This is a genomic window from Pseudomonas sp. MAFF 730105 (assembly GCF_055380705.1).
The window spans coordinates 282,677-305,415 of the sequence record NZ_AP018438.1; the positions used below are offsets into that span (position 1 = coordinate 282,677).

At 61.4% G+C, this 22,739-nt stretch carries 20 protein-coding genes; 5 read left to right on the plus strand and 15 right to left on the minus strand.

Going from position 1 to position 22,739, the window contains the following annotated elements:
- Positions 1-82 precede the first annotated feature (82 nt).
- The 5 genes from PCOSP_RS01220 to PCOSP_RS01240 form a co-directional block, all read right to left on the minus strand.
- Positions 83-853, minus strand: a complete 771-nt coding sequence (locus tag PCOSP_RS01220; protein ID WP_139646244.1) for a hypothetical protein — start codon at positions 851-853, stop codon at positions 83-85.
- Positions 854-1,318: 465 nt separating this feature from the next.
- The gene (tcyN, locus tag PCOSP_RS01225) at positions 1,319-2,080 is read right to left on the minus strand and encodes an L-cystine ABC transporter ATP-binding protein TcyN (protein ID WP_464710131.1); all 762 of its coding nucleotides are present in this window, start codon (positions 2,078-2,080) and stop codon (positions 1,319-1,321) included.
- 3 nt (positions 2,081-2,083) lie between these two features.
- Entirely contained in the window at positions 2,084-2,749 is a 666-nt protein-coding gene (gene tcyL / locus PCOSP_RS01230) for a cystine ABC transporter permease (protein WP_139646248.1), read from the minus strand.
- Positions 2,749-3,549, minus strand: coding sequence for a cystine ABC transporter substrate-binding protein (gene tcyJ, locus PCOSP_RS01235; protein WP_139646249.1), 801 nt, complete (start codon positions 3,547-3,549; stop codon positions 2,749-2,751). The genes tcyL and tcyJ overlap by 1 nt, the downstream gene beginning before the upstream one ends.
- 310 nt (positions 3,550-3,859) lie before the next feature.
- Positions 3,860-4,852 (minus strand): D-cysteine desulfhydrase, encoded by a 993-nt coding sequence (locus PCOSP_RS01240; RefSeq protein WP_139646251.1) that lies wholly within the window; start codon positions 4,850-4,852, stop codon positions 3,860-3,862.
- A gap of 462 nt (positions 4,853-5,314) precedes the next feature.
- Between PCOSP_RS01240 and betT the strand changes: the two genes are divergently transcribed.
- Positions 5,315-7,276, plus strand: coding sequence for a choline transporter BetT (gene betT / locus PCOSP_RS01245; protein WP_464711851.1), 1,962 nt, complete (start codon positions 5,315-5,317; stop codon positions 7,274-7,276).
- A gap of 12 nt (positions 7,277-7,288) precedes the next feature.
- Here betT and PCOSP_RS01250 read toward each other — a convergent pair whose 3' ends face one another.
- Positions 7,289-8,029, minus strand: coding sequence for an SDR family oxidoreductase (locus PCOSP_RS01250; protein ID WP_175361963.1), 741 nt, complete (start codon positions 8,027-8,029; stop codon positions 7,289-7,291).
- A gap of 116 nt (positions 8,030-8,145) precedes the next feature.
- Here PCOSP_RS01250 and PCOSP_RS01255 point away from each other — a divergent pair, with 116 nt between their 5' ends.
- Positions 8,146-9,036, plus strand: a complete 891-nt coding sequence (locus PCOSP_RS01255; RefSeq protein WP_139646257.1) for a LysR family transcriptional regulator — start codon at positions 8,146-8,148, stop codon at positions 9,034-9,036.
- Positions 9,037-9,273: 237 nt separating this feature from the next.
- Entirely contained in the window at positions 9,274-10,311 is a 1,038-nt protein-coding gene (gene mgrA / locus PCOSP_RS01260; RefSeq protein ID WP_464710132.1) for an L-glyceraldehyde 3-phosphate reductase, read from the plus strand.
- Positions 10,312-10,344: 33 nt separating this feature from the next.
- Here mgrA and tauD read toward each other — a convergent pair whose 3' ends face one another.
- From tauD to PCOSP_RS01295, 7 genes are all read right to left on the minus strand, one after another.
- Entirely contained in the window at positions 10,345-11,187 is an 843-nt protein-coding gene (tauD, locus tag PCOSP_RS01265; protein ID WP_139646261.1) for a taurine dioxygenase, read from the minus strand.
- A gap of 49 nt (positions 11,188-11,236) precedes the next feature.
- Positions 11,237-12,076 carry a taurine ABC transporter permease TauC gene (tauC, locus tag PCOSP_RS01270; RefSeq protein WP_464710134.1) on the minus strand — a complete coding sequence of 280 codons (840 nt, stop codon included), beginning with the start codon at positions 12,074-12,076 and terminating at the stop codon, positions 11,237-11,239.
- Positions 12,073-12,867 (minus strand): taurine ABC transporter ATP-binding subunit, encoded by a 795-nt coding sequence (tauB, locus tag PCOSP_RS01275; RefSeq protein ID WP_464710135.1) that lies wholly within the window; start codon positions 12,865-12,867, stop codon positions 12,073-12,075. The genes tauC and tauB overlap by 4 nt, the downstream gene beginning before the upstream one ends.
- 26 nt (positions 12,868-12,893) lie before the next feature.
- The gene (gene tauA, locus PCOSP_RS01280) at positions 12,894-13,871 is read right to left on the minus strand and encodes a taurine ABC transporter substrate-binding protein (protein ID WP_464710136.1); all 978 of its coding nucleotides are present in this window, start codon (positions 13,869-13,871) and stop codon (positions 12,894-12,896) included.
- Between the two features lie 172 nt (positions 13,872-14,043).
- Entirely contained in the window at positions 14,044-15,627 is a 1,584-nt protein-coding gene (gshA, locus tag PCOSP_RS01285; RefSeq protein ID WP_464710138.1) for a glutamate--cysteine ligase, read from the minus strand.
- Between the two features lie 269 nt (positions 15,628-15,896).
- On the minus strand, positions 15,897-16,280 hold the full coding sequence (locus PCOSP_RS01290) for a PaaI family thioesterase (RefSeq protein ID WP_139646272.1): 384 nt from the start codon (positions 16,278-16,280) through the stop codon (positions 15,897-15,899).
- Complete coding sequence (locus PCOSP_RS01295) at positions 16,280-18,604, minus strand: Tex family protein (protein ID WP_175361955.1); 2,325 nt, start codon at positions 18,602-18,604, stop codon at positions 16,280-16,282. The genes PCOSP_RS01290 and PCOSP_RS01295 overlap by 1 nt, the downstream gene beginning before the upstream one ends.
- Before the next feature lie 356 nt (positions 18,605-18,960).
- Between PCOSP_RS01295 and ompR the strand changes: the two genes are divergently transcribed.
- Positions 18,961-19,701 (plus strand): osmolarity response regulator transcription factor OmpR, encoded by a 741-nt coding sequence (gene ompR, locus PCOSP_RS01300; RefSeq protein WP_025211284.1) that lies wholly within the window; start codon positions 18,961-18,963, stop codon positions 19,699-19,701.
- 111 nt (positions 19,702-19,812) lie between these two features.
- Positions 19,813-21,126 (plus strand): ATP-binding protein, encoded by a 1,314-nt coding sequence (locus PCOSP_RS01305; RefSeq protein ID WP_139646275.1) that lies wholly within the window; start codon positions 19,813-19,815, stop codon positions 21,124-21,126.
- Positions 21,127-21,257: 131 nt separating this feature from the next.
- Here PCOSP_RS01305 and rimK read toward each other — a convergent pair whose 3' ends face one another.
- Complete coding sequence (gene rimK, locus PCOSP_RS01310) at positions 21,258-22,163, minus strand: 30S ribosomal protein S6--L-glutamate ligase (RefSeq protein ID WP_139646277.1); 906 nt, start codon at positions 22,161-22,163, stop codon at positions 21,258-21,260.
- The gene (gene rimB / locus PCOSP_RS01315; RefSeq protein WP_041024672.1) at positions 22,160-22,642 is read right to left on the minus strand and encodes a retropepsin-like aspartic endopeptidase RimB; all 483 of its coding nucleotides are present in this window, start codon (positions 22,640-22,642) and stop codon (positions 22,160-22,162) included. Before rimB ends, rimK begins: the two co-directional genes overlap by 4 nt.
- Between the last annotated feature and the right edge of the window lie 97 nt (positions 22,643-22,739).

Below are 22,739 nucleotides of genomic sequence, written 5' to 3' on the forward strand. Positions count from 1 at the left end.
AAAGTCTTGCGGCGGCTTCGCAGCCCAGCGGGGAAAAATTCCCCTCGCCACAGAAAAATGTCCTCACCCGGAACCTGTTGTATCAAGGCCTTTTACGCCGCGGTTCGGCGGCCTGGAGGGGCTCTTTCGGTTGGGTTTTCAAATAGGACCTGGCACAACCGATCGTCAGTGTTCGGGGCGGCGCCCAGTGGGAGTTGTTGCCCACTCGATCGAGGATGCAGTAGGTCACTTCCAGGCGCAGGTCTTCTCCCGCCTCCAGGATGATCTCCGGTGGCACCCAGACATTGACCGGTTGGCCCACTTCGCTGGATTTGATCCGAGGCAGGTCCATACGCACATCGCCCCAGCGCAAGGTGATCGCATCGTCGACGGCCATGTTCAGGTAGGGCTCGATGGTCAGCGGGACGCCGCGTTTGATCTGGCTCGGGTTCACCCCCTGGCGACGAATGGGCTCCGGAATACGCACCGGTGCCAGCCCCTGGTTTTCATCGCCACTCAGGGCTGACGGCTGGCCGCCGGGGCAATCGAGCTTGACCTGTACCCGATGCGTTGCCGACAGCGCCGGCCCGCGCCCGACCCGCATCACACGATAATGGATGCGCGAAGTCCCGTTGACGATGAAACTCTCCGGTACTCGCAACGTGACACTGGCTTGCGTGTCCGCCTCGGTCAGCAGACGTGAGCCGACGTAGCAGTTGTCCCAGAACAGTTCGATCAGATCGCCCGCGTCCATGCCGGGATAAGGGGCGACGAGCACTTCCAGGCGGGCGGCACCAGTGATGTTGATACCGCTACGGCAGGCATTGGCCAGGGCAGGGGCGGCAAGTTCCGGGATAGTTGACGTACATGTCATGGTGTTCTCCTTGATGCTGACAAACGAAGTCCGTTTCGGAAAGAGCAAAGGCGTTGATATACGCGACTATTTTATTGCGCAGTCTTGAATGCTGTTTCTGTGGTTCTCCGCTGCGTACAACTAAAATAATGTGCGTCGCCTGCTGGTCAACTAGATACGGGGTCGATAGTTTCAGTGTCAATAGAGGCGCTTGCTTAACAATGGACTGTTAAGTTCTTCAGAAATGTCCTACGTGTTGATGTTAAAAATACACAGCGCAAATCGCCTTTTACCTCGGTTTGAGAGCCGAGCGGAAGGTTTGTAGGGCATGAACTGGCAGAGAGCTTAGCGCGAAGGGAAGTGTTGCGAGAGGTAGGTATATACCGCACGTCAGATAATTGAAGATGCTTAACGGGTTTCAAACGGTGAGGTTGTCTTCAAGTCGACAGCTCCTTCCATCCCTGGAAGTAAGCCTGCGTCGATAAGTTACTGTGCGCCGGGACTGGCTGAGAGAAACTTGCTGAGGAACTGCCGGGTGCGTTCTTCCTTGGGCGCTGCGAACATGGTCTTGGCTTCACCTTGTTCGACGATCACGCCCTTGTCGAAAAACACCACGCGGTTCGCCACGTCACGAGCAAAGCTCATTTCGTGGGTCACGATGACCATGGTGCGTTTCTCTTCGGCCAGGCCGCGAATGGTCGCCAGGACTTCTCCGACCAGTTCAGGGTCCAGCGCCGAGGTCGGTTCGTCGAACAGGATCACTTGCGGCTCCATCGCCAACGCCCGGGCAATCGCCACCCGTTGTTGCTGACCGCCGGACAGGCGACGTGGATAGGCGTCCTCCTTGCCGGCCAGGCCCACCTTGGCCAACAGTTTGCGGCCCAGGGTTTCAGCGTCGGCACGTGGGGTCTTCTTCACCACCAGCGGGCCCTCGATGACATTTTCCAGAGCCGTGCGATGGGGAAACAGATTGAAGTTCTGGAACACAAAGCCCACCTGCTGGCGCAGACGACGCACCAGGCCTTGTTGCTGGTTCAACGGGCGGCTGCCATCGATTTCGATGTCACCGACCTTGATCCGGCCGCTGCTGGGTTCTTCGAGGAAGTTCAGGCAGCGCAGGAAGGTGGTCTTGCCCGAGCCGCTGGGGCCGATGATTGCGACGACCTCGCCTTCCTCGACCTGCAGATCGATACCGTTGAGCACCGTCTGACCCTTGAATTGTTTGGTCAGTTTTTCAACCACGATCATGCTTCAAGACTCCTGCTCATGCCGGTTGACCCGCGCTTCCAGACGGTTTTGCACATGTGCCAGGGCGCTGACAAGAATCCAGTAGATCAACGCGGCGGACAGGTACATGGCGAAAATTTCGAAGGTCCGCGCGGAAACCAACTGCGCCTGGCGGAGCAGTTCAGGTACCTGGATGGTGGCTGCCAGCGAGGTGTCCTTGACCAGTGAAGTGAAGCTGTTGCCCAAGGGCGGCAGGGCCGTGCGCATGGCTTGCGGCAGGATAGCCCGACGCAAAGTCTGCACGCGGGTCATGCCGATGCTGGCAGCCGCCTCCCACTGGCCGCGCTCGATGGAACTGATGGCGGCCCGCAGGGTTTCACAGATGTAGGCGGCCATGTTCAACGAGAGGCCGATCAGCGCAGCGGGTATCGGGTCCAGTTCGATGCCCACTTGTGGCAGGCCGTAATACATCATGAACAATTGGACTAGCAACGGCGTGCCGCGGAAGAACGAGACGTAGACCCGGGCGAACCAGTTCACCAGTTTGAAGCGCGACAAGCGCATCAAGGCCAGGCCAAACCCAAGCAGGAAGCCGAAGAACATTCCGCCCAGGCTCAGGATGACCGTGAAGTACACGCCCTGAAGCAAAAAGGGCGTGGAACTGAGGACGAGTTGGAGCTTTGCTTCCATTATTGAGTGACGTCAGCGTTGAAGTATTTCTCGGACAGCTTCTTCAAGGTGCCGTCGGCGCGCAGCTTATCGATGGCCTTGTTCACCGCCGCCAGCAGCTCGGGTTCGCCTTTACGCAGGGTTACACCGGCTTCCTGACGGGAAAAGGCATCGCCAGCAACGGCCGTGTCCGGGGCTTTTTTCGCCAGTTCGAAGGCGGCCAGGCGGTCGACCAGAATGGCGTCGATACGGCCGATACGCAGGTCCTGGTACTTGGTCGGATCATCCTCGTAGGTACGGATGTCCGCCTGGGGCACGTTGTCCTTGAGCCACTGTTCGTAGTTGGTGCCCAGGCCTACACCGACTTTCTTGCCAGCCAGGTCGGCGGCCGCCTTGATGTTGAGTTTTTCTTCGTTCTTCTTCAGTACCAGCGCCTGGATGCCGGAGACGGTGTAGGGCTCGGAGAAGTCGTACTTTTTCTTGCGCTCTTCGGAAATGGTGACCTGGTTGATCACCGCGTCCAGACGCTGGGATTCCAGCGCAGCCAGGATGCCATCCCATTTAGTGGCTTGCAGCTTCACCTTCACGCCCAGTTCCTTGGCCAGGGCCTCGGAAAACTCCACTTCGAAACCGGCCAGTTTGCCGTCGGCATCGACGAAGCTGAACGGTGGATAGGTGCCTTCCAGGCCGACGTTGATCACGCCCGCATCCTTGATTTTTTGCAGCTGCTCACCCGCAACTGCTTGCCCCAGCAGGCCGGCGCTCAATGCCAGGCCCAGCGAACCGATCAACAGGTTGCGACGTAATGCGGAAAAATTCATGACAAGCCCCTGTGTTTTCTTATGAAGACGTAAATTGGATTAGAAGGTGTAGCCGTGATCTGGAAGACTGCCACATCCTGCCTTAAAGCGGCATGTGCGTCGCGTGGCAAATAGGCCAGCGGGCACGACTATAGGGTGGCTTTAATAGATTGGAAAATAATATTAAATCATCCAAATATTCCCAAATGGAATTGTTCCTGTGGGAGCGAGCCTGCTCGCGATGGTGGTGTGTCAGTCAACGGCTATTTGACTGATCCACAGTCATCGCGAGCAGGCTCGCTCTCCCAAGATGGTGCTGCTCCCACTTCTTTCAGAACGCGGCGTTGTAGGCAAACAGCGCCGGTGCCCCGCCGGTGTGCAGGAAGATGATCGGACCCTCGTCGAAACGGTCGCGGCCGATGCCGTCGAGCAGGCCGGCCATGGCCTTGCCGGTGTAGACCGGATCCAGCAGCAGGCCTTCGAGGCTTGCCAGCAGCTTGACCGCTGCCAGGGTACCGGCGTTCGGCTCACCGTAGCGAGGGGCGAAATATTCGTCCCACAGGTTCACCTTGAAGGCCTCTGGAAGCGCTACCTCAAGCAACTGGGCGACACGCTCGGCAAGCCCTTGGACCTTAGGGAACTGGTCTTCCTCGCTGCGCGATACCGTGACGCCAATCACTGGAAGTTGCGGCAGGGTTTCACTCAAGGCCAGGGCCAGGCCGCTGTGGGTACCGGCGCTGCCCGAGGCCAGCACCACGGCGGCGAAGTCCAGGCCGGTGTCCTTGATCTGCTCGGCCAACTCCAGGCCGGCGCGCACGTACCCCAAAGCGCCCAGGGCGTTTGAGCCACCAATCGGCACCAGATATGGCTTCTTGCCGTTGTTGCGCAGCCGGGCAGCCAGGGCTTGCAGTTGCTCGTCGGCGTTATCCAGGTTTTCCACCAGTTCGACCTTGGCATCGAACAGCTCCAACAGCAATCGGTTGCCATTGCCCAGGTAATTGGCGTCTTCGGTGCCGATGGGGTTTTCCAGCAGCGCCACGCAACCCAGGCCCAGCCTGGCGGCCAGTGCGGCAGTCTGGCGCACATGGTTGGACTGGATCGCGCCGGCGGTAATCAGGGTGTCGGCTCCCTGGGCCAAGGCGTCGGCGGCGAGGTATTCGAGCTTGCGCAGCTTGTTGCCACCCAGGGCCAGGGGCGTCAGGTCGTCGCGCTTGATGTAAAGATCGCGGCCGAGCCAGGTGGAGAGGCGTTCGAGTTTTTCCAGCGGTGTCGGATGGCCGAGCAATTCGAGACGGTTAAAGCGGGACAGCTGTTGTTTGATCATGAGTCCGTACTGGTTGTAGGCAATGTCTGGACTATAGGCACGCCGATATTCTCGGGCAACCCCGGGACCAGATCAGAGTGGGGGACGGAGCCCCTTGTGGGAGCGAGCCTGCTCGCGATAGCGGTGTACCTGCTACATACAATGTGCCTGACAGACCGCTATCGCGAGCAGGCTCGCTCCCACAGGGTAATTGTTTATTTGGAACCTAGGGTGCCCCACTGAACGAATGTAGGCGAAGCGGCGTCATCTATGTGGGACACGTACCGCCGAGCCCGACGATTAGTCCTTAGCTGCCTATTCATGTTTAAATTGAACGTTCATTCAAGTTAAACCATTGGTTTGCTGCCCGCTCACAACAGGAGGCTTGCCTTTGCCGAGTCCGTTATCGACTGTCACGGTTTCCCACATCGGGGTGCTTCGCTCATGAGTGCCTCGTCCCTTCCATCCAGCGGCCTGGTCCGCATGAACCCGCCGGTATTCTACTTCGCGGCGACTTTTATCCTGTTGTTCGGCCTGGTGGTGATTGCCCTGCCCGAACAAGCCGGCGCCTGGTTGCTGGCGGCGCAGAACTGGGCGGCCAACACAGTCGGCTGGTATTACCTGCTGGCGATGGCCCTGTACCTGGTCTTCGTGGTGGTCACCGCCTTGTCCGGCTACGGCAAGATCAAGCTCGGTGCCGACCACGACGAGCCCGAATTCAGTTACCTGTCCTGGGCCGGTATGTTGTTCGCCGCCGGGATCAGCATCACGCTGTTCTTCTTTTGCGTCTCCGAGCCGCTGACCCATCTGGCGCAGCCGCCCCAAGGCGAGGCCGGCACTGCCGATGCGGCGCGCCAAGCCATGCAGATACTGTTTTTGCATTGGGGCCTGCACGGCTGGGGCGTGTTTGCGTTCGTCGGCATGGCCCTGGCGTACTTTGCCTATCGGCACAACCTGCCGCTGGCGCTGCGTTCGGCGCTGTATCCGCTGATCGGCAAACGCATCAATGGCCCCATCGGCTATGCCGTCGATGGCTTCGGCATCATCGCGACCGTGTTCGGCCTGGGCGCCGACATGGGGTTTGGGGTCCTGCACCTCAATTCCGGTCTCGATTACTTGCTGGGCATCCCGCATACCCAGTGGATTCAGGTCGGCCTGATCGTGCTGATGATGGGGGCGGCGATCATCGTGGCGGTGGCCGGCGTCGATAAGGGCGTGCGGGTCATGTCCGACATCAACATGCTGCTGGCCTGTGCGCTGCTGCTGTTCGTGCTGTTTGCCGGGCCCACCCAGCATTTGCTCAACACCCTGATCCAGAATGTGGGCGATTACCTCGGCGCCTTGCCGATGAAGAGTTTCGATCTCTATGCCTACAACAAACCCAGCGACTGGCTGGGGGGCTGGACGGTGTTCTATTGGGCCTGGTGGATCGCCTGGTCGCCATTCGTGGGGCTGTTCATCGCGCGGATTTCCCGTGGTCGCACCATCCGTGAATTCGTGTTTGGCGTGTTGCTGATCCCCTTGGGTTTCACCCTCGCGTGGATGTCGATCTTCGGCAACAGCGCCATCGACCAGGTACTCAACCACGGCATGAGCGCCCTGGGCATGTCAGCCCTGGACAATCCGTCGATGAGTCTTTACCTGCTGCTGGAAACCTACCCGTGGAGCAAGACGGTCATCGCGATCACGGTGTTCATCAGCTTCGTGTTCTTTGTCACCTCGGCCGATTCCGGCACTGTGGTGCTGTCGACGCTCTCGGCCAAGGGCGGCAATGCTGATGAAGACGGGCCGAAGTGGCTGCGGGTGTTCTGGGGGGCGATGACCGCCCTGGTGACCAGTGCGCTGCTGTTCTCCGGCAGCATCGATGCGCTGAAATCGGCGGTGGTGCTGACTTCACTGCCGTTCTCGCTGATCCTGTTGTTGATGATGTGGGGCCTGCATAAAGCGTTTCACCTTGAGTCTCAGAAGCAGATCGCGCAATTGCATTCCCTGGCGCCGGTGTCGGGTTCACGTCGAGGTAAGGGCGGCTGGCGCCAGCGCTTGAGCCAGGCGGTGCATTTCCCGTCCCGGGACGAGGTCTATCGCTTCCTCGACACCACGGTGCGTCCGGCCATCGAGGAGGTGAAAGCGGTGTTCGCCGAGAAAGGTCTGGCGGTGATGACTCAGCCCGACCCGGCCAACGACAGCGTCAGCCTGGAAATCGGCCATGGCGAGCAGCACCCGTTCATCTACCAGGTGCAGATGCGCGGCTACTTCACGCCATCCTTCGCCCGGGGCGGCATGGGCTCCAAGCAGATCAACAACCGTCGTTACTACCGCGCCGAGGTGCATTTGAGCGAAGGCAGTCAGGACTACGACCTGATGGGCTATACCAAGGAACAGATCATCAACGACGTCCTCGACCAGTACGAGCGGCACATGCAGTTCCTGCACTTGGTGCGCTGATCGGCTGCTATCTCAGACAAGCCCGCCGTTGGCCCGCAGGACCTGACCATTCACCCACCCGGCGGCCGGGCTCACCAGGAAGGAAACGATGCTGGCAATGTCTTCCGGCTGGCCGAGGCGCTCCAGGGGCGGCATCTTGGCGTGCTGCTGGATCTGTTCTTCGCTCTTGCCGTGCATGAACAGTTCGGTCGCCACCGGGCCGGGAGCGATGGCATTGACCGTGATCTGGCGGCCGCGCAGCTCCTTGGCGAATACCTGGGTCAGCGATTCCACCGCCGCCTTGCTGGCGATGTACACCGAATAACCGGGCAGGTTCAGGCCAACGGTGCTACTGGAGAAGTTCACGATGCGGCCGCCATCATTCAGGCGGGTCGCGGCTTCGCGCAAGGTATTGAACGTGCCACGGGTGTTGATCGCGAAGGTCTGGTCGAACAATTCGTCACTGTGTTGCGCCAGGGGCATCACCTGCAGGATCCCTGCGTTATTGATCAGCACATCGACCTTGCCCAACTGCGCCTCTGTCTCATCGAACATCCGGCGAACGTCGGCGGCAGAAGACACGTCGGCCTTGATCGCTATGGCCCGGTGGCCAGCCTGGCGCAACTGCACCACCAGCTTCGAGGCTTCGGTAGCACTGCTGGCGTAGTTGATGGCGACAGCGAAGCCGTCGTGGGCCAATTGCTTGGCGATTTCAGCACCGATGCCGCGAGAGGCTCCGGTGACAATGGCTACTTTGGCGGTTTGAGTCGACATGGCTGTTTCCTTCGTTGGGTGAGTGAATCCAGATTCACATGTTTACTTACCCCGATAAATACATGAGAGTTGCCTTGACTGTTCAATAATCACCAACAATAAGGGCGAGGCAATCCATGGATCAGGTCAAGGCGATGAAGGTGTTCGTGCGCATCTACGAGCGCAGCAGTTTTACCCTGGCCGCCGATGACCTGAACCTGCCCCGTGCCACGCTGACTCATACCCTCAATCAGTTCGAAACCTGGCTGGGGGTGCGTTTGCTGGAGCGCAGCACCCGCAAGGTGCGGCCGACACTGGACGGCGAGGCGTATTACCCACGCTGCGTTCAACTGCTGGCGGAGCTCGAAGAGGCCGAACTGGCGTTTCGTAGCGTGGCACCCAAGGGGCGGCTGCGGGTGGACTTGCACGGGACCCTGGCCCGGCATTTCGTGATCCCGGCGCTACCACAATTCATGGCCCGCTACCCGGATATCGAGTTGTCCATCAGCGAGGCCGATCGTTTCGTCGACCTGATCAGCGAAGGGATCGATTGCGTGCTGCGGGCCGGCACGCTGGGGGATTCATCATTGATTGGTCGGCGTGTCGCCACCCTGCGCCAGATCACCTGCGCCAGCCCAGCCTATTTGCGCCAGTACGGCGAACCGAAGAACCTTGACGACCTGAGCCGGCACCGGGCGGTGAACTACGTTTCACGCACCACCGCCAAACAGTATCCGTTCCAGTTCATGGTCGAGGGCGAACTCAAGGAAGTGGCTATCGAGGGGGCGCTCTCGGTGTTCGGTGCCGAAATATACGCCGCCTCGGCCATCGCCGGCCTGGGCCTGATCCAATGCCCGCATTATCGGATGGAAACGCAGATCCAACAGGGCCTGGTCCAGGAAATCCTCACGGCCACCCCACCGCCGCCCATGCCGATATCGGTGCTCTACCCGCACAACCGTCACCTTTCGCCGCGGGTGCGGGTGTTTGTGGATTGGGTGGCGGAGGTGTTTGCCGAGGCACGTTAGCGCTTATTTCGAGCTTGTGATCGCTGCGCCGTCTGTGGGAGCGAGCCTGCTCGCGATGAGACCTTTTCTGCCGACGTATCATTGCCTGTTCCGCCGCTATCGCGAGCAGGCTCGCTCCCACATTTGATCTCGCTGCAATGCTCTTTCCGGGCGACTACGCGAACTTTCGAGCTGAACGATGCGTCTGTGAAATGTTAGCTTCTGCCATCCACATCGCCCCCGAACAGAGAGCCTTCGATGACCTACATCGCTGCTGAAAATCGCTACGAGTCCATTCCCTATCGCCGCGTTGGTCGCAGCGGGTTGGTGTTGCCGGCGTTGTCGCTGGGGTTGTGGCACAACTTCGGCGACAGCACGCCGATCGACACCCAGCGTGCCTTGTTGCGCACGGCGTTTGACCTGGGCATCAACCACTTCGACCTGGCGAACAACTACGGCCCGCCCTACGGCAGCGCCGAGATCAATTTTGGTCGGTTGTTGCGTGAAGATTTCAAGCACTACCGCGACGAGTTGATCATCTCCAGCAAGGCCGGTTGGGACATGTGGCCCGGACCGTATGGCCAGGGCGGCGGGTCGCGCAAGTACGTGCTGGCCAGCCTCGATCAGAGCCTGCAACGCCTGGGGCTCGACTATGTGGATATCTTTTATTCCCACCGTTTCGATCCGGACACCCCGCTGGAAGAAACCGCCAGTGCCCTGGCGACGGCGGTGCAACAAGGCAAGGCGTTGTACGTCGGTATTTCTTCCTATTCCGGGGTAAAAACCCGGGAAATGGCGACGTTGCTCAACGACTGGAAAATCCCGTTACTGATCCACCAGCCGGCCTACAACCTGCTCAACCGCTGGGTGGAAAAAGACCTGTTGGACGCCACCGACGAATTGGGTACCGGCGTGATCGCCTTTACCCCGTTGGCCCAGGGCCTGCTCACGGACAAGTACCTCAAGGGCATTCCGTCCGATGCACGGGTCAATCGTCCGGGTGGCGGTTCGTTGCAGGCTTCGCACCTGTCGGAGGAAAACATCGCCCATGTGCGTGCCCTCAACGAGATTGCCCAGCGACGCGGCCAAAGCCTGGCACAAATGGCCCTGGCCTGGACCCTGCGCGATCCTCGGGTCACGTCTGCCCTGATCGGCGCCAGCCGCCCGGAGCAGATCGTCGAGAACGTCGGAGCGCTGAAGAACCTGGAATTCAGTGCCGAGGAACTGGCGGAGATCGATCGATTTGCCCAGGAGGGCGGTATCAATCTCTGGGAGAAGCCTTCGTCGGCGGAGTAATCCCCTCGCCACAAAGGTGACTCAATCTTCTGTTCACTTGAAAAACGGCACATCCCCCAGCACTGTCGCCCGGTGCATCACGCGTCGGGCAGGCCGGTAGTCGTCCACGGCGAAATGCTGGGTCACGCGGTTGTCCCAGAACGCCACGTCATTGACCTGCCAGCGCCAGCGAAGGGTGAACTCCGGGCGGGTGGCATGGGCGAACAGCAGTTTCAGGATGGCTTCGCTTTCGGTTTCGGACAGTTCATTGATGCGGGTGGTAAAGCCTTCGTTGACGAACAGCGACCGGCGACCGCTCACCGGATGGGTGCGAACCACCGGATGGGATAGCGGTGGATTTTTCCGCCGAGTTTCCTCCCAACGAGCCTGGTCCGCGGCGGTATGACCAAAGCGCTCCAGGGGAAAGGAGCGAGTGAAATCGTGGGTGGCCGTCAGGCCTTGAAGCAGGCTTTTCAAAGGCGCCGACAAGGCTTCGTAAGCGGCAATGCCGCTGGCCCATAACGTATCGCCACCGAACGCCGGCAGCAGCTTGGCGCTGAGCACCGCACCCATGGCCGGGGTTGGCAGGAAGGTCACGTCGGTGTGCCAGATGGCGTTGTCGCGAACATCGGTGACGGCTGTGTCGAGCACCAGCACTTCGGGCTGCCCAGGCACATTGGGGTAGATGGGGTGAATATGCAGGTCGCCAAAACAGGCGGCGAAACGTGCCTGCTGGACCGGGTCGATAGGCTGGTCCCGAAAGAACAGCACCTGGTGTTCGAGCAATGCCTGCTCAATGAAATCCCGCTGCTCCATCCCCAGCGGCTGACTGATATCGATCCCGCTGATCTGCGCGCCAAGGGCGATACTCAACGGGGTGACGGTTGGGTGGTTCATCGTTGTTTTCCTGGATTGGGCGCCGAATGGTCGACGTGGTCATTCGGTCTCAATGGGCCTGGCCATGCCACGGCACCAGTTTGCGTTGCACAGCACGCAAGCTCATTTCCATGGCGAAGGCGATGAGTGCAATGACCAGGATCCCCAGCACCACCACATCGGTGACCAGAAACTGCGCCGCTGACTGCACCATGAACCCCAGGCCGCTGGTGGCGGCGATCAGTTCGGAGGCCACCAGTGTCGACCAGCCCACACCCAGGCCGATGCGAATGCCGGTGAGGATATCGGGCAGGGCGCTGGGCAGGATCACGTGGCGAATCAACTGTGCCGGCGTCGCTCCCAGGGATTGCGCGGCCCGTACCTTGGCCGGGTCGACCGTGCGCACACCGGTGGCGGTGGCGATGGCAATCGGGGCGAAAATCGCCAGGTAGATCAGCAGCACTTTCGACAATTCGCCGATGCCGCACCAGATCACGATCAGCGGCAGGTAGGCCAGCGGCGGAATCGGCCGATAGAACTCGATCAACGGATCGAACACGCCCCGGGCGATACGGCTGGAACCGATGGCAATGCCCACCGGCACCGCCGTCAGCACGGCCAGCAACAGGCCCAGGCCGATCCGTCCGAGGCTCGCGCCCAGGTGCTGCCAGAGCGTGGCGGCCATGTAGCCACTGGTCGCCAGCAGCCAGCCTTTTTGCAGCACGGCGGAAGGAGAGGGCAGGAATAATGGTTCGACCAGCCCGCTTGCCGTCACCGCCCACCACAGGACCAGAAGCGTGATCAGGGTCAGGCCGCTGATCCATCGCGTACTCAAGGGATGCCGGGGGCGATGGGCTGGGTCCTTGACTGTGGGTTCGCCGACCACTGCCGGGATTTCATAGCTGCTCATCTTGGCTCCTCGCGCCGGGTGGCGCTGCGTTGGGCGAACACTTTGGCAAGCACATGTTCACGGATGTCGATGAAGCGAGGGTCGGACTTGATCGACCGCGCGGACTCCCCCGCCCGGTAGCGCTGGCTGAAGTCCAGGCGCAGCCGTTCGACAATCCGCCCCGGGTTGGGCGCCAGCAGGATCAGTTCGGTGGCGAGGAACACGGCCTCTTCGATGTCATGGGTAATCAGGAACACCGGTTTGGCAGTGCGTTGCCAGACCTGCAGCAACAGCTCCTGCATCTGTTCACGGGTGAAGGCATCCAGGGCGCCGAAGGGTTCGTCCATCAGCAGCACGCGTGGGTCGGCCGCCAGCGCCCGGGCCAGGCCGACGCGTTGCTTCTGGCCACCGGAGAGCTGCCAGACGCGGCGTTGCTCGAAACCGGCCAGGCCCACCAAGGCGAGCATTTCCCGGGCGCGGGCTTCGCGCGGTTCCCTGGCGACCCCGGCCAGCTCCAGGCCGAAGCCGACGTTTGCCAGTACATCCTGCCAAGGCAGCAGCGCGTCGTCCTGGAACACCACGCCGCGTTCGGCGCCGGGCCCCAGGACCGGCGCGCCGTCCAGGGTGATCTGTCCGGCGCTGGGCTGGACGAATCCGGCGATCAGGTTCAGCAGCGAGGTCTTGCCGCTGCCGGACGGCCCGAGGGCAACCAGCAGTTGCTGCGGCCCCAGGGACAGAGAAATATCCGTCAACACGGCTTCCGACGCCCCGGGGTACTGTGCGCCGATGCGCTCCAGCTGTAGCAAGGCCATTGCAGTGACTCCCTTTTTCCTGGCGATCAGTGAGTGATGTATTTGGCGCTCACGTAAGGGGCGTAGTCGGGCAGAACCGCTTCCACCTTGCCCTGCTCCTTGAGAAACGCGGCGGTGTTGGTGATGGCCTGGGTGGTCGGCGCGCCGAGGCTCACGACCTGGTCGGCCGCCAGTGGATACACGTTGCCTTGCAGCAACAGCGGGATGTCGCTGGCCTTGGCGCCGGAGAGTTTCACCAGCTTGTCGATGTTGGCCGTGTTCGCCAGCCAGGCTTGCGGATCCTTGCGGTATTGGGCGTAGGCATCCAGGGTGACTTTGGCGAAGGCGGTGACGATTTCAGGGTGCTTCTGGGCGAAGTCCTTGCGCACGATCCAGGCATCGAAGGTCGGCGCGCCGAATTTGGCCAGCTCCGCCGAGGTGATCAGCACCTTGCCGTTCTCCTTGGCCACGCCCAGGGCCGGGTCCCAGACATAGGTGGCATCGATATCGCCACGCTTCCAGGCGGCGATGATGGCCGGTGGCGCGAGGTTGAGTACGGTGACCTTCGACGGGTCGATGTCCCAGTGCTTCAATGCGGCGAGCAGGCTGTAGTGGCCGGTGGAAACGAACGGTACGGCGATCTTCTTGCCGATCAGGTCCTGCGGGGTCTTGATCCCGGAACCGTCGCGAACTACCAGGGCCTCGGCGGCGCCGATCTGGGTGGCGATGAGGAAGGTTTCCACCGGGACCTTGCGAGTGATGGCGGCGGTCAGCGGGCTGGAACCGAGGTAGCCGATCTGCACGTCGCCCGAGGCGATGGCGGTGATGACGTCGGCGCCATTATCGAATTTGCGCCAGTCGATGCTGGCCTGGGTGGCTTCTTCATAGGCGCCGTCGGCCTGGGCGACTTTGGCCGGGTCGACGGTGGTCTGGTAGGCGACGGTCAGGTCGGCGGCTTGGGCAAACAGACTCGAAGCGGCCAGGGAAGCGGCTGCGAGAAGGCGAAGGGGAAAACTCAAAGTCATGGGAAAAGCTCCTCGACAGACCGCCGGATGTTCGGCGTTGGAGGAGACTAAATGATCTAAGAATCCAAAAATAAATAACTTTTTCGCATGAGCTTATCAGCGAAAAAGTCTATCGCGGAGGGACGGTTGTGCGGCTTGTGGGGCGAAGGAGCAAGCTCCCTCGCCCCAGGGCTCAGTTACTGATCGCCAGGATGCTCGCCTGATACGACCCCACGAACACATCGAAATCTCCCACTTCGTTCTGTTCCAGCTCGGCTTGCTGTGCCAGGGACTCGCGAGCGGCTGTTTCGAACGCGGCCTGTTCCTGGGCAGGCAATGGTTCGGCACGAAAGAACTCGGCGTGGGCCTGGCTCTGGCGCAGGGAGAACTGGGCGAAGCTTTCCCTGTGTTCCGCCATGGCCGCCAGTACCTGCGCGGAGGGGGTCAGTGACGGATCCCGGACCTTCGCCAGTTGTGCGTCCAGGGCCTGGCGGTGGGCATCGCTACCCTGGCTCTGGTCGAGCAACGCCGCCAGCGGTGCGATCTGTTCCAGCAGCTCGATGGCCCACGCCTGCATGTCCACCGATTGGCCCTGGCGTTGCAATTGCAGGCCCGGCTTGCGGCCTTCCTTGACCACGGTCAGGAAGTTGTTCGTGGCATTGCTGCATTCGCCGCTTTCGAACAACGGGCTTTCGCTGAGACCGCAATACAACAGGAACGCATCGAGGAAACGCGATTCAGTGATGTCGATGCCCAATGGCAGGAACGGGTTGATGTCCAGGCAGCGTACTTCCACGTACTGGATGCCCCGGGCCATCAAGGCCTGGATCGGACGTTCGCCGGTATAGGTCACGCGTTTGGGGCGGATGTTGGAGTAGTACTCGTTTTCGATCTGCAGGATGTTGGTGTTGAGCTGTACCCACTCACCGTTCCGATGGGTGCCGACTTCGACATACGGCGCATAAGGTGTCGCCACCGCTTTACGCAGGCTGTCGGTGTAGCTGGCCAGGTCGTTGTAGCACGGCGTCAGGCCGGCCTGGGCGTTGCTCTGGTAGCCCAGGTCGCTCATGCGCAGGCTGGTGGCATAGGGCAGGTACAGGGTGTCCGGGTCCAGTTGTTCCAACTGGTGTGGGCGACCACGCAGGAAACCGGCGTCCAGGGCCGGCGAGGCACCGAACAGGTACATCAGCAGCCAGCTGTAGCGACGGAAATTACGGATCAGCGCGATGTAGGCCTGCGACTGGAAATCACGGTCGGTGGTGTCGGCCGCCTCGGCCTGCCGAAGCAGCGGCCAGAGTTTTTCCGGCAGGGAGAAGTTGTAGTGGATCCCGGCGATGCATTGCATGGTCTTGCCGTAGCGCAGGGCCAGGCCCTGGCGATAGACGTACTTGAGTCGACCGATGTTCGAGGTGCCGTAATACGCGATCGGGATCTCTTCTTCCGCCGGCAGCGGGCACGGCATCGACGGACTCCACAGGTATTCATCGCCGAGTTTGCTGTAGACAAACCGGTGGATCCTGTCGAGGCTGCTCAGGGTATCGGCCGGGTCCGCCAAGGCGGGGGTGATGAATTCCAGCAGCGACTCGGAGTAGTCGGTGGTGATCTGCTCGTTGGTCAGCGCCGAGCCCAGGGCTTCGGGATGCGGGGTCAACGCCAGGCGCCCACTGTCCGTGACACGCAGGCATTCACGTTCGATACCGTGCAGGCACTGCTCGAGCAGGGAGAGGTTGGCGCGCTCGCCGAGCAGGGCCAGGCGGCGGTTTAAGAGGTCGCTCAAGTTGAATTCCTTCACGCGTCAGTCGCCCCAATATGGGGGTGGGCAAGGCGCTCTACAAGGGTGAAGTTGAAACTGGCGTTATCGCCTGGTTTTGTACGGCCAAGAACGGATCACCGCAGTCTCCTGTGGGAGCGAGCCTGCTCGCGATTGCGGTGAATCAGCTGCGTTGATGCGACTGACACACCGTTATCGCGAGCAGGCTCGCTCCCACAGGGAGTTGCGACGCTGTTTCTGTTGCGCCGAAATTAACTCAAATCGATGACAGGGAGCTATAGGACAGCGAAGGTGCCTTGTGCTTTTGCGACCAGCTTGTCGCCCTGGGTCACCTCGGCCTCGACCACCAGTGTGCGCCGCCCCGGGTGGATGACCCGGGCTGTGCACAGCACCTCGCCGTCGGACACGGCGCGGATGTAGTTGATCTTGCACTCGATGGTTGCGCTCTGCTGATCAAAGCCATGGACACTGGAACAAGCCAGGCCCATGGCGATGTCCACCAGGCTGAACAGTGCGCCGCCGTGCAGCTTGCCGCCGCGATTGCGCAACGGCGGCTCCAGGGCCAGGGCAACTTGCGCCACCCCGTCCCCCAGGCTGTGCAGGCGACAGCCGAGCAGCTTGAAGAAGGCGCTTTCCACCAACCCGGCCGGCGTGTCCATCAGCGTTTCTTCAACTGCTTGGCGTTGGCGAACAGCGAGGCCATGGCATTGTTGGCCGGAGCCGCCGTGGCGGTCTCCTTGCGCGGCGCGGTGTTCTGCGACTGACGCGGCGCGGAGCCTGGACGAGGGCCGCGGGCTCCGTCGACTTTCTCGCCGGGCGTGTCGCTCATGCGCATCGACAGGCCGACGCGCTTGCGCGGAATGTCGACCTCCATGACCTTCACTTTCACCACATCACCGGCCTTCACGGCTTCGCGCGGGTCCTTGATGAATTTCTCCGACAAGGCCGAAATGTGCACCAGACCGTCCTGATGCACGCCGATGTCGACGAACGCCCCGAAATTGGTGACGTTGGTCACCACGCCCTCGAGAATCATGCCGGGTTGCAGGTCCTTGAGGTCTTCGACGCCTTCCTGGAATTCCGCGGTCTTGAACTCGGGACGCGGGTCACGGCCCGGTTTCTCCAGCTCCTGCAGGATGTCGGTGACGGTGGGCAGGCCGAAGGTTTCGTCGGTGAATTTCTTCGGATCCAGGCGCTTGAGGAACGAAGCGTCGCCGATCAGTGAGCGGATGTCGCGATCGGTCTGGGCGGCGATGCGTTGCACCAGCGGGTAGGCTTCAGGGTGGACGGCCGACGAATCCAGCGGGTTGTCGCCGTTCATGACGCGCAGGAAGCCGGCGGCCTGTTCGAAGGTTTTTTCCCCCAGGCGCGGGACTTTCTTCAACGCGGCGCGGGTCTTGAAGGCGCCGTGCTCATCGCGGTGGGTGACGATGTTTTGCGCCAGCGTAGCGTTGAGGCCCGAGATCCGCGCCAGCAGCGCCACCGAAGCGGTATTCACGTCCACGCCCACGGCGTTTACGCAGTCTTCCACCACGGCGTCCAGGCCGCGGGCCAGCTTCAACTGGGACACGTCGTGCTGGTACTGGCCGACACCGATGGATTTCGGGTCGATCTTCACCAGCTCCGCCAGCGGATCCTGCAGGCGGCGGGCAATCGATACCGCGCCACGGATCGACACGTCCAGGTCCGGGAACTCCCTGGACGCCAGTTCCGACGCCGAATAAACAGAAGCGCCAGCCTCGGACACCATGACTTTGGTCATCTTCATGGCCGGGTATTTCTTGATCAGCTCGGCGGCCAGCTTGTCCGTTTCACGGCTGGCGGTGCCGTTGCCGATGGCGATCAGGTCCACCGAGTGCTTGGCGCACAAGGCCGCGAGCACCGCGAGGGTCTGGTCCCATTTGTTGTGCGGGACGTGAGGATAGACCGTCGTGTGGTCCAACAGCTTGCCGGTGGAATCCACCACCGCCACCTTGCAGCCGGTACGCAGGCCCGGGTCCAGGCCCAAGGTGGCGCGTGGGCCGGCCGGTGCCGCCAGCAGCAGGTCGTGCAGGTTGTGGGCGAAGACGTTGATTGCCTCGGTTTCGGCGTTGTCCCGCAATTCGCCCAACAGGTCGGTTTCCAGATGGGTGTAGAGCTTGACCTTCCAGGTCCAGCGCACCACCTCTGCCAACCATTTGTCGGCGGCGCGGTTCTGGTTCTGGATGCCGAACTGCTGGCCGATCATGCCTTCACAGGGGTGCATGGTGCCGGGCAATTCATCGCCGACTTTCAGCGCGGAGCTGAGGATGCCTTCGTTGCGGCCACGGAAAATCGCCAGGGCGCGGTGGGACGGCACGCTCTTGAGCGGCTCGTCATGTTCGAAGTAGTCACGGAACTTCGCCCCTTCCTCTTCCTTGCCGGCAATCACGCGGGCACTGAGGATGGCTTCCTGTTTCAGGAAGTTGCGCAGCTTTTCCAGCAGATTGGCGTCTTCGGCGAAGCGCTCCATGAGGATGTACTTGGCGCCTTCCAGCGCCGCTTTCACGTCCGCCACGCCCTTTTCGGCATCGACGAAACGCGCGGCTTCTGCTTCGGGCGCCAGGGTCGGGTCGTTGAACAGCCCGTCGGCCAGTTCGCCAAGACCGGCTTCCAGAGCGATCTGACCCTTGGTGCGGCGCTTCTGTTTGTAGGGCAGGTACAAGTCTTCGAGGCGGGTCTTGGTGTCCGCCAGCTTGATGTCGCGCTCGAGCGCCGGAGTCAACTTGCCCTGCTCCTGGATGCTGGCCAGGATGCTGATACGCCGTTCGTCGAGTTCACGCAGGTAGCGCAGGCGCTCTTCCAGATGACGCAATTGGGTGTCATCGAGGCTGCCGGTCACTTCTTTCCGGTAACGGGCGATAAAAGGCACCGTGGAGCCTTCATCGAGTAGCGCGACGGCCGCTTCGACCTGTTGTGGGCGTACGCCGAGTTCCTCGGCGATGCGGCTGTTGATGCTGTCCATAAAACCACCTGACAAATTATGAAATCAGGCCCGCCGGCGCAGGAACAGGGCTCGGCGAGACTGGTTGAGCGACCTGGCGTGGGCCGCTGCCTGGGTCAAAAGAGGCTGCCTGTTGACCCGCGAAATTCAAAAAGTGCTGCCTGGCCAGAGGGGAAAAGTCCCGTCGAGGTAACGATTCGACATCCCCAGGCACAAAAGGCCGCGCATTATAACCAGCGTTCCGCCCTTCGGGGTGTCATGACCTGTAGGTCCGATACCCGTATTTGTGGAGATGGAGGAAAAATCTGCTAACAATGCACACGGTGCGTATAACGGCAGCTAGGCCATAATGCGCGCCGAGATCAAAGGAGCTTCCTATGAGCAGCACTGCACAAACTGCTGAAGGCGAAAAAATTCTTATCGTTGACGATGACCCAGGGCTGAGCAGCCTGCTGGAGCGTTTTTTCGTCAGCAAGGGCTACCGGGCCCGCACCGTACCCAATACCGAACAGATGGATCGGCTGCTGGCCCGTGAAGTCTTCAACTTGGTGGTTCTCGACCTGATGCTGCCTGGCGAAGACGGCTTGACGGCCTGCCGCCGCCTGCGCGGCGCCAACAACCAGATCCCGATCATCATGCTCACTGCCAAGGGCGACGAGCTGAGCCGTATCAAGGGCCTGGAACTGGGCGCCGACGATTACCTGGCCAAGCCGTTCAACCCCGACGAGCTCATGGCCCGGGTCAAGGCCGTCCTGCGTCGTCAGTCGGCCCCGGTGCCGGGTGCCCCGGGCAGCGAAGACGAAAGCGTGACCTTCGGCGACTACGAGCTGTCCCTGGCCACCCGTGAGCTCAAGCGTGGCGATGAAATTCACATGCTGACCACCGGCGAGTTCGCCGTGCTCAAGGCCCTGGTGATGAACGCCCGTCAACCGCTGACCCGGGACAAACTGATGAACCTGGCCCGTGGTCGCGAGTGGGATGCGCTGGAGCGCTCCATCGACGTACAGATTTCGCGCCTGCGCCGGATGATCGAGCCCGATCCTTCCAAGCCGCGCTATATCCAGACTGTCTGGGGCGTGGGCTATGTGTTCGTGCCGGACGGCGCCGCCAGCAAGTGATCGGCGATTTGTAGGAGCGAGTGGCCTGGCGGGTTGAAATCTTCCTCCAGGCGACTCGCGTCCGTCAGTATGCGAGCATCGCTCGCTCCTGCAAGTGTGTAGCGGTTATCCATGAAAACCCCCGTTTGGTTCCCCCAGAGTTTCTTCTCCCGCACCCTCTGGCTGGTGCTGATCGTCGTGCTCTTTTCCAAGGCGCTGACGTTGGTCTACCTGCTGATGAATGAAGACGTCCTGGTGGACCGCCAGTACAGTCACGGCGTTGCCTTGACCCTGCGGGCCTATTGGGCGGCCGATGAAACCAATCGTGCGAAGATCGCCGAGGCGGCGACGCTGATCCGGGTGGTCGGTGCCGGTGTGCCCGAAGGCGAACAGCACTGGCCCTACAGCGAGATCTATCAGCGGCAGATGCAGGCCGAACTGGGCGCCGATACCGAGGTGCGCCTGCGTATGCATTCGCCCCCGGCGTTGTGGGTGCGTGCCCCAAGCCTGGGGGACGGCTGGCTGAAGGTGCCGTTGTACCCGCACCCCCTGCGTGGCCAGAAAATCTGGAACGTACTTGGCTGGTTCCTGGCTATCGGTCTGCTATCGACTGCGTCGGCGTGGATCTTCGTCAGCCAGCTCAACCAACCGTTGAAACGCCTGGTCTACGCGGCACGACAGTTGGGCCAGGGGCGCAGCGTGCGACTGCCCATCAGTGACACGCCCAGTGAAATGACCGAGGTGTACCGGGCCTTCAACCAGATGGCCGAAGACGTCGAGCAGGCCGGCCGCGAGCGTGAACTGATGCTCGCCGGTGTCTCCCACGACCTGCGCACACCGTTGACCCGGTTGCGGCTGTCCCTGGAACTGATGGGGGAGCGCACCGACCTGACCCGTGAAATGGTCCGTGACATCGAAGACATGGATGCGATTCTCGACCAGTTCCTGGCATTCATTCGCGATGGACGGGATGAGTCGGTGGAGGAAGTGGACCTCAGCGAGTTGGTGCGGGAAGTGGTCGCCCCCTATAACCAGGGCGACGAAAAAGTGCACCTGCAGCTGGAGCCGATCCAGCCGTTCCCGTTGCGCCGGGTGTCGATGAAGCGGTTGCTGAACAACCTGATCGGCAATGCCCTGAACCATGCCGGCGCCGGCGTCGAGGTCGCGGCCTATGTCTCTGGCGACACCAACGCGCCTTATGTGGTGCTGAGCGTCATGGACCGTGGCGCCGGCATCGATCCGTCGGAGCTGGAAGCCATTTTCAATCCCTTCACCCGCGGCGACCGTGCCCGAGGCGGAAAGGGCACGGGGTTGGGCCTGGCGATCGTCAAGCGCATTGCCTCGATGCACGGGGGCAACGTCGAATTGCGCAACCGCGTCGGTGGCGGGCTCGAAGCGCGGGTGCGGTTGCCATTGGGGTTGATGTTGCCGAGGGATGCGGTATAGCCATTACCCGTCAAGTGAAGGTGGAGAACTCTGTGGGAGCGAGCCTGCTCGCGAAAGCGGAGTGTCAGTTAGCGATAATGTCGCTGACTGTCCGCCTTCGCGAGCAGGCTCGCTCCCACAAGGAGGCTGTGTTAGCCCTTGCCCTTGGTCCGAGTCATGTTCGGCCCGCCATTCTTTTCCAGGTGCTCGATGATGATCCCCGCCACGTTCTTGCTCGTGGTGGTCTCGATGCCTTCCAGGCCAGGCGAGGAATTGACCTCCATCACCAAAGGGCCGTGATTGGAGCGCAGGATGTCGACGCCCGCCACGGCCAGGCCCATGACTTTTGCGGCGCGCAGGGCGGTCATGCGTTCTTCGGGGGTGATCTTGATCAGGCTGGCGCTGCCACCGCGATGCAGGTTGGAGCGAAACTCACCAGGCCGGGCCTGACGCTTCATCGACGCGATGACCTTGTCGCCGACCACGAAGCAGCGGATGTCCGCGCCGCCAGCTTCCTTGATGTATTCCTGGACCATGATGTTCTGCTTGAGGCCCATGAATGCCTCGATCACCGATTCTGCCGCCGTCGCGGTTTCGCACAGGACCACGCCGATCCCCTGGGTGCCTTCCAGCACCTTGATGACCAGCGGTGCGCCATTGACCATTGCGATCAGATCGGGAATATCGTCGGGTGAATGGGCAAAACCGGTGACCGGCAGGCCGATGCCGCGCCGCGACAGCAGCTGCAGCGAACGCAGCTTGTCCCGGGCGCGGGCAATCGCCACGGATTCGTTGAGGGGAAACACCCCCATCATTTCGAACTGGCGCAGCACGGCGCAGCCATAGAAGGTCACGGATGCCCCGATGCGCGGGATCACCGCATCGAACCCTTCCAGCGGCTGGCCCCGGTAGTGGATCTGCGGCTTGTGGCTGGCGATGTTCATATAGGCGCGCAGGGTGTCGATCACCACCATTTCATGGCCACGCTCAGTCCCGGCTTCAACCAGGCGACGAGTGGAATACAGACGCGGATTACGCGACAGCACAGCGATCTTCATGCAACACCTGTGGCAGAGGTAGTGGACACCGGGAATGCCGGCTTGTCTTGAACGTATTTGATGCCTGGATTGACCACCAACTGGCCGTCGATCAAGGCTTTGGAGCCCAACAACAGGCGATAGCGCATGGACTTGCGGCAAGCCAGGGTGAACTCGACCCGCCAGATCCGATCCCCGAGCGCCAGCGTGGTGCTGATCACGTAGCGGACCTGGGCATGGCCGTTGGAGCTTTTGATCGTCTTGCGCGCCACCAGCGGGGCTTCGCAGCGGCGATGACGAAGTTGTACCACCGTGCCCAGGTGCGCGGTGAAGCGTACCCACTTCTCACCGTCACGCTCGAATGGTTCGATATCGGTGGCGTGCAGGCTGGAGGTACTGGCACCGGTGTCTATTTTTGCCCGTAGGCCCGCAACTCCCAGATCCGGGAGCGCCACCCACTCGCGCAGACCGACAACGGTCAAATGGTCAAAAGTCTTCAATAAAAACAACCTGTGATCGGTACTTCGGATCAGGGAGCCTGCGAGTCGCGGCATTTGCACAGAATAATCACAAAATGGCGACAGTTATCCAGTGGCC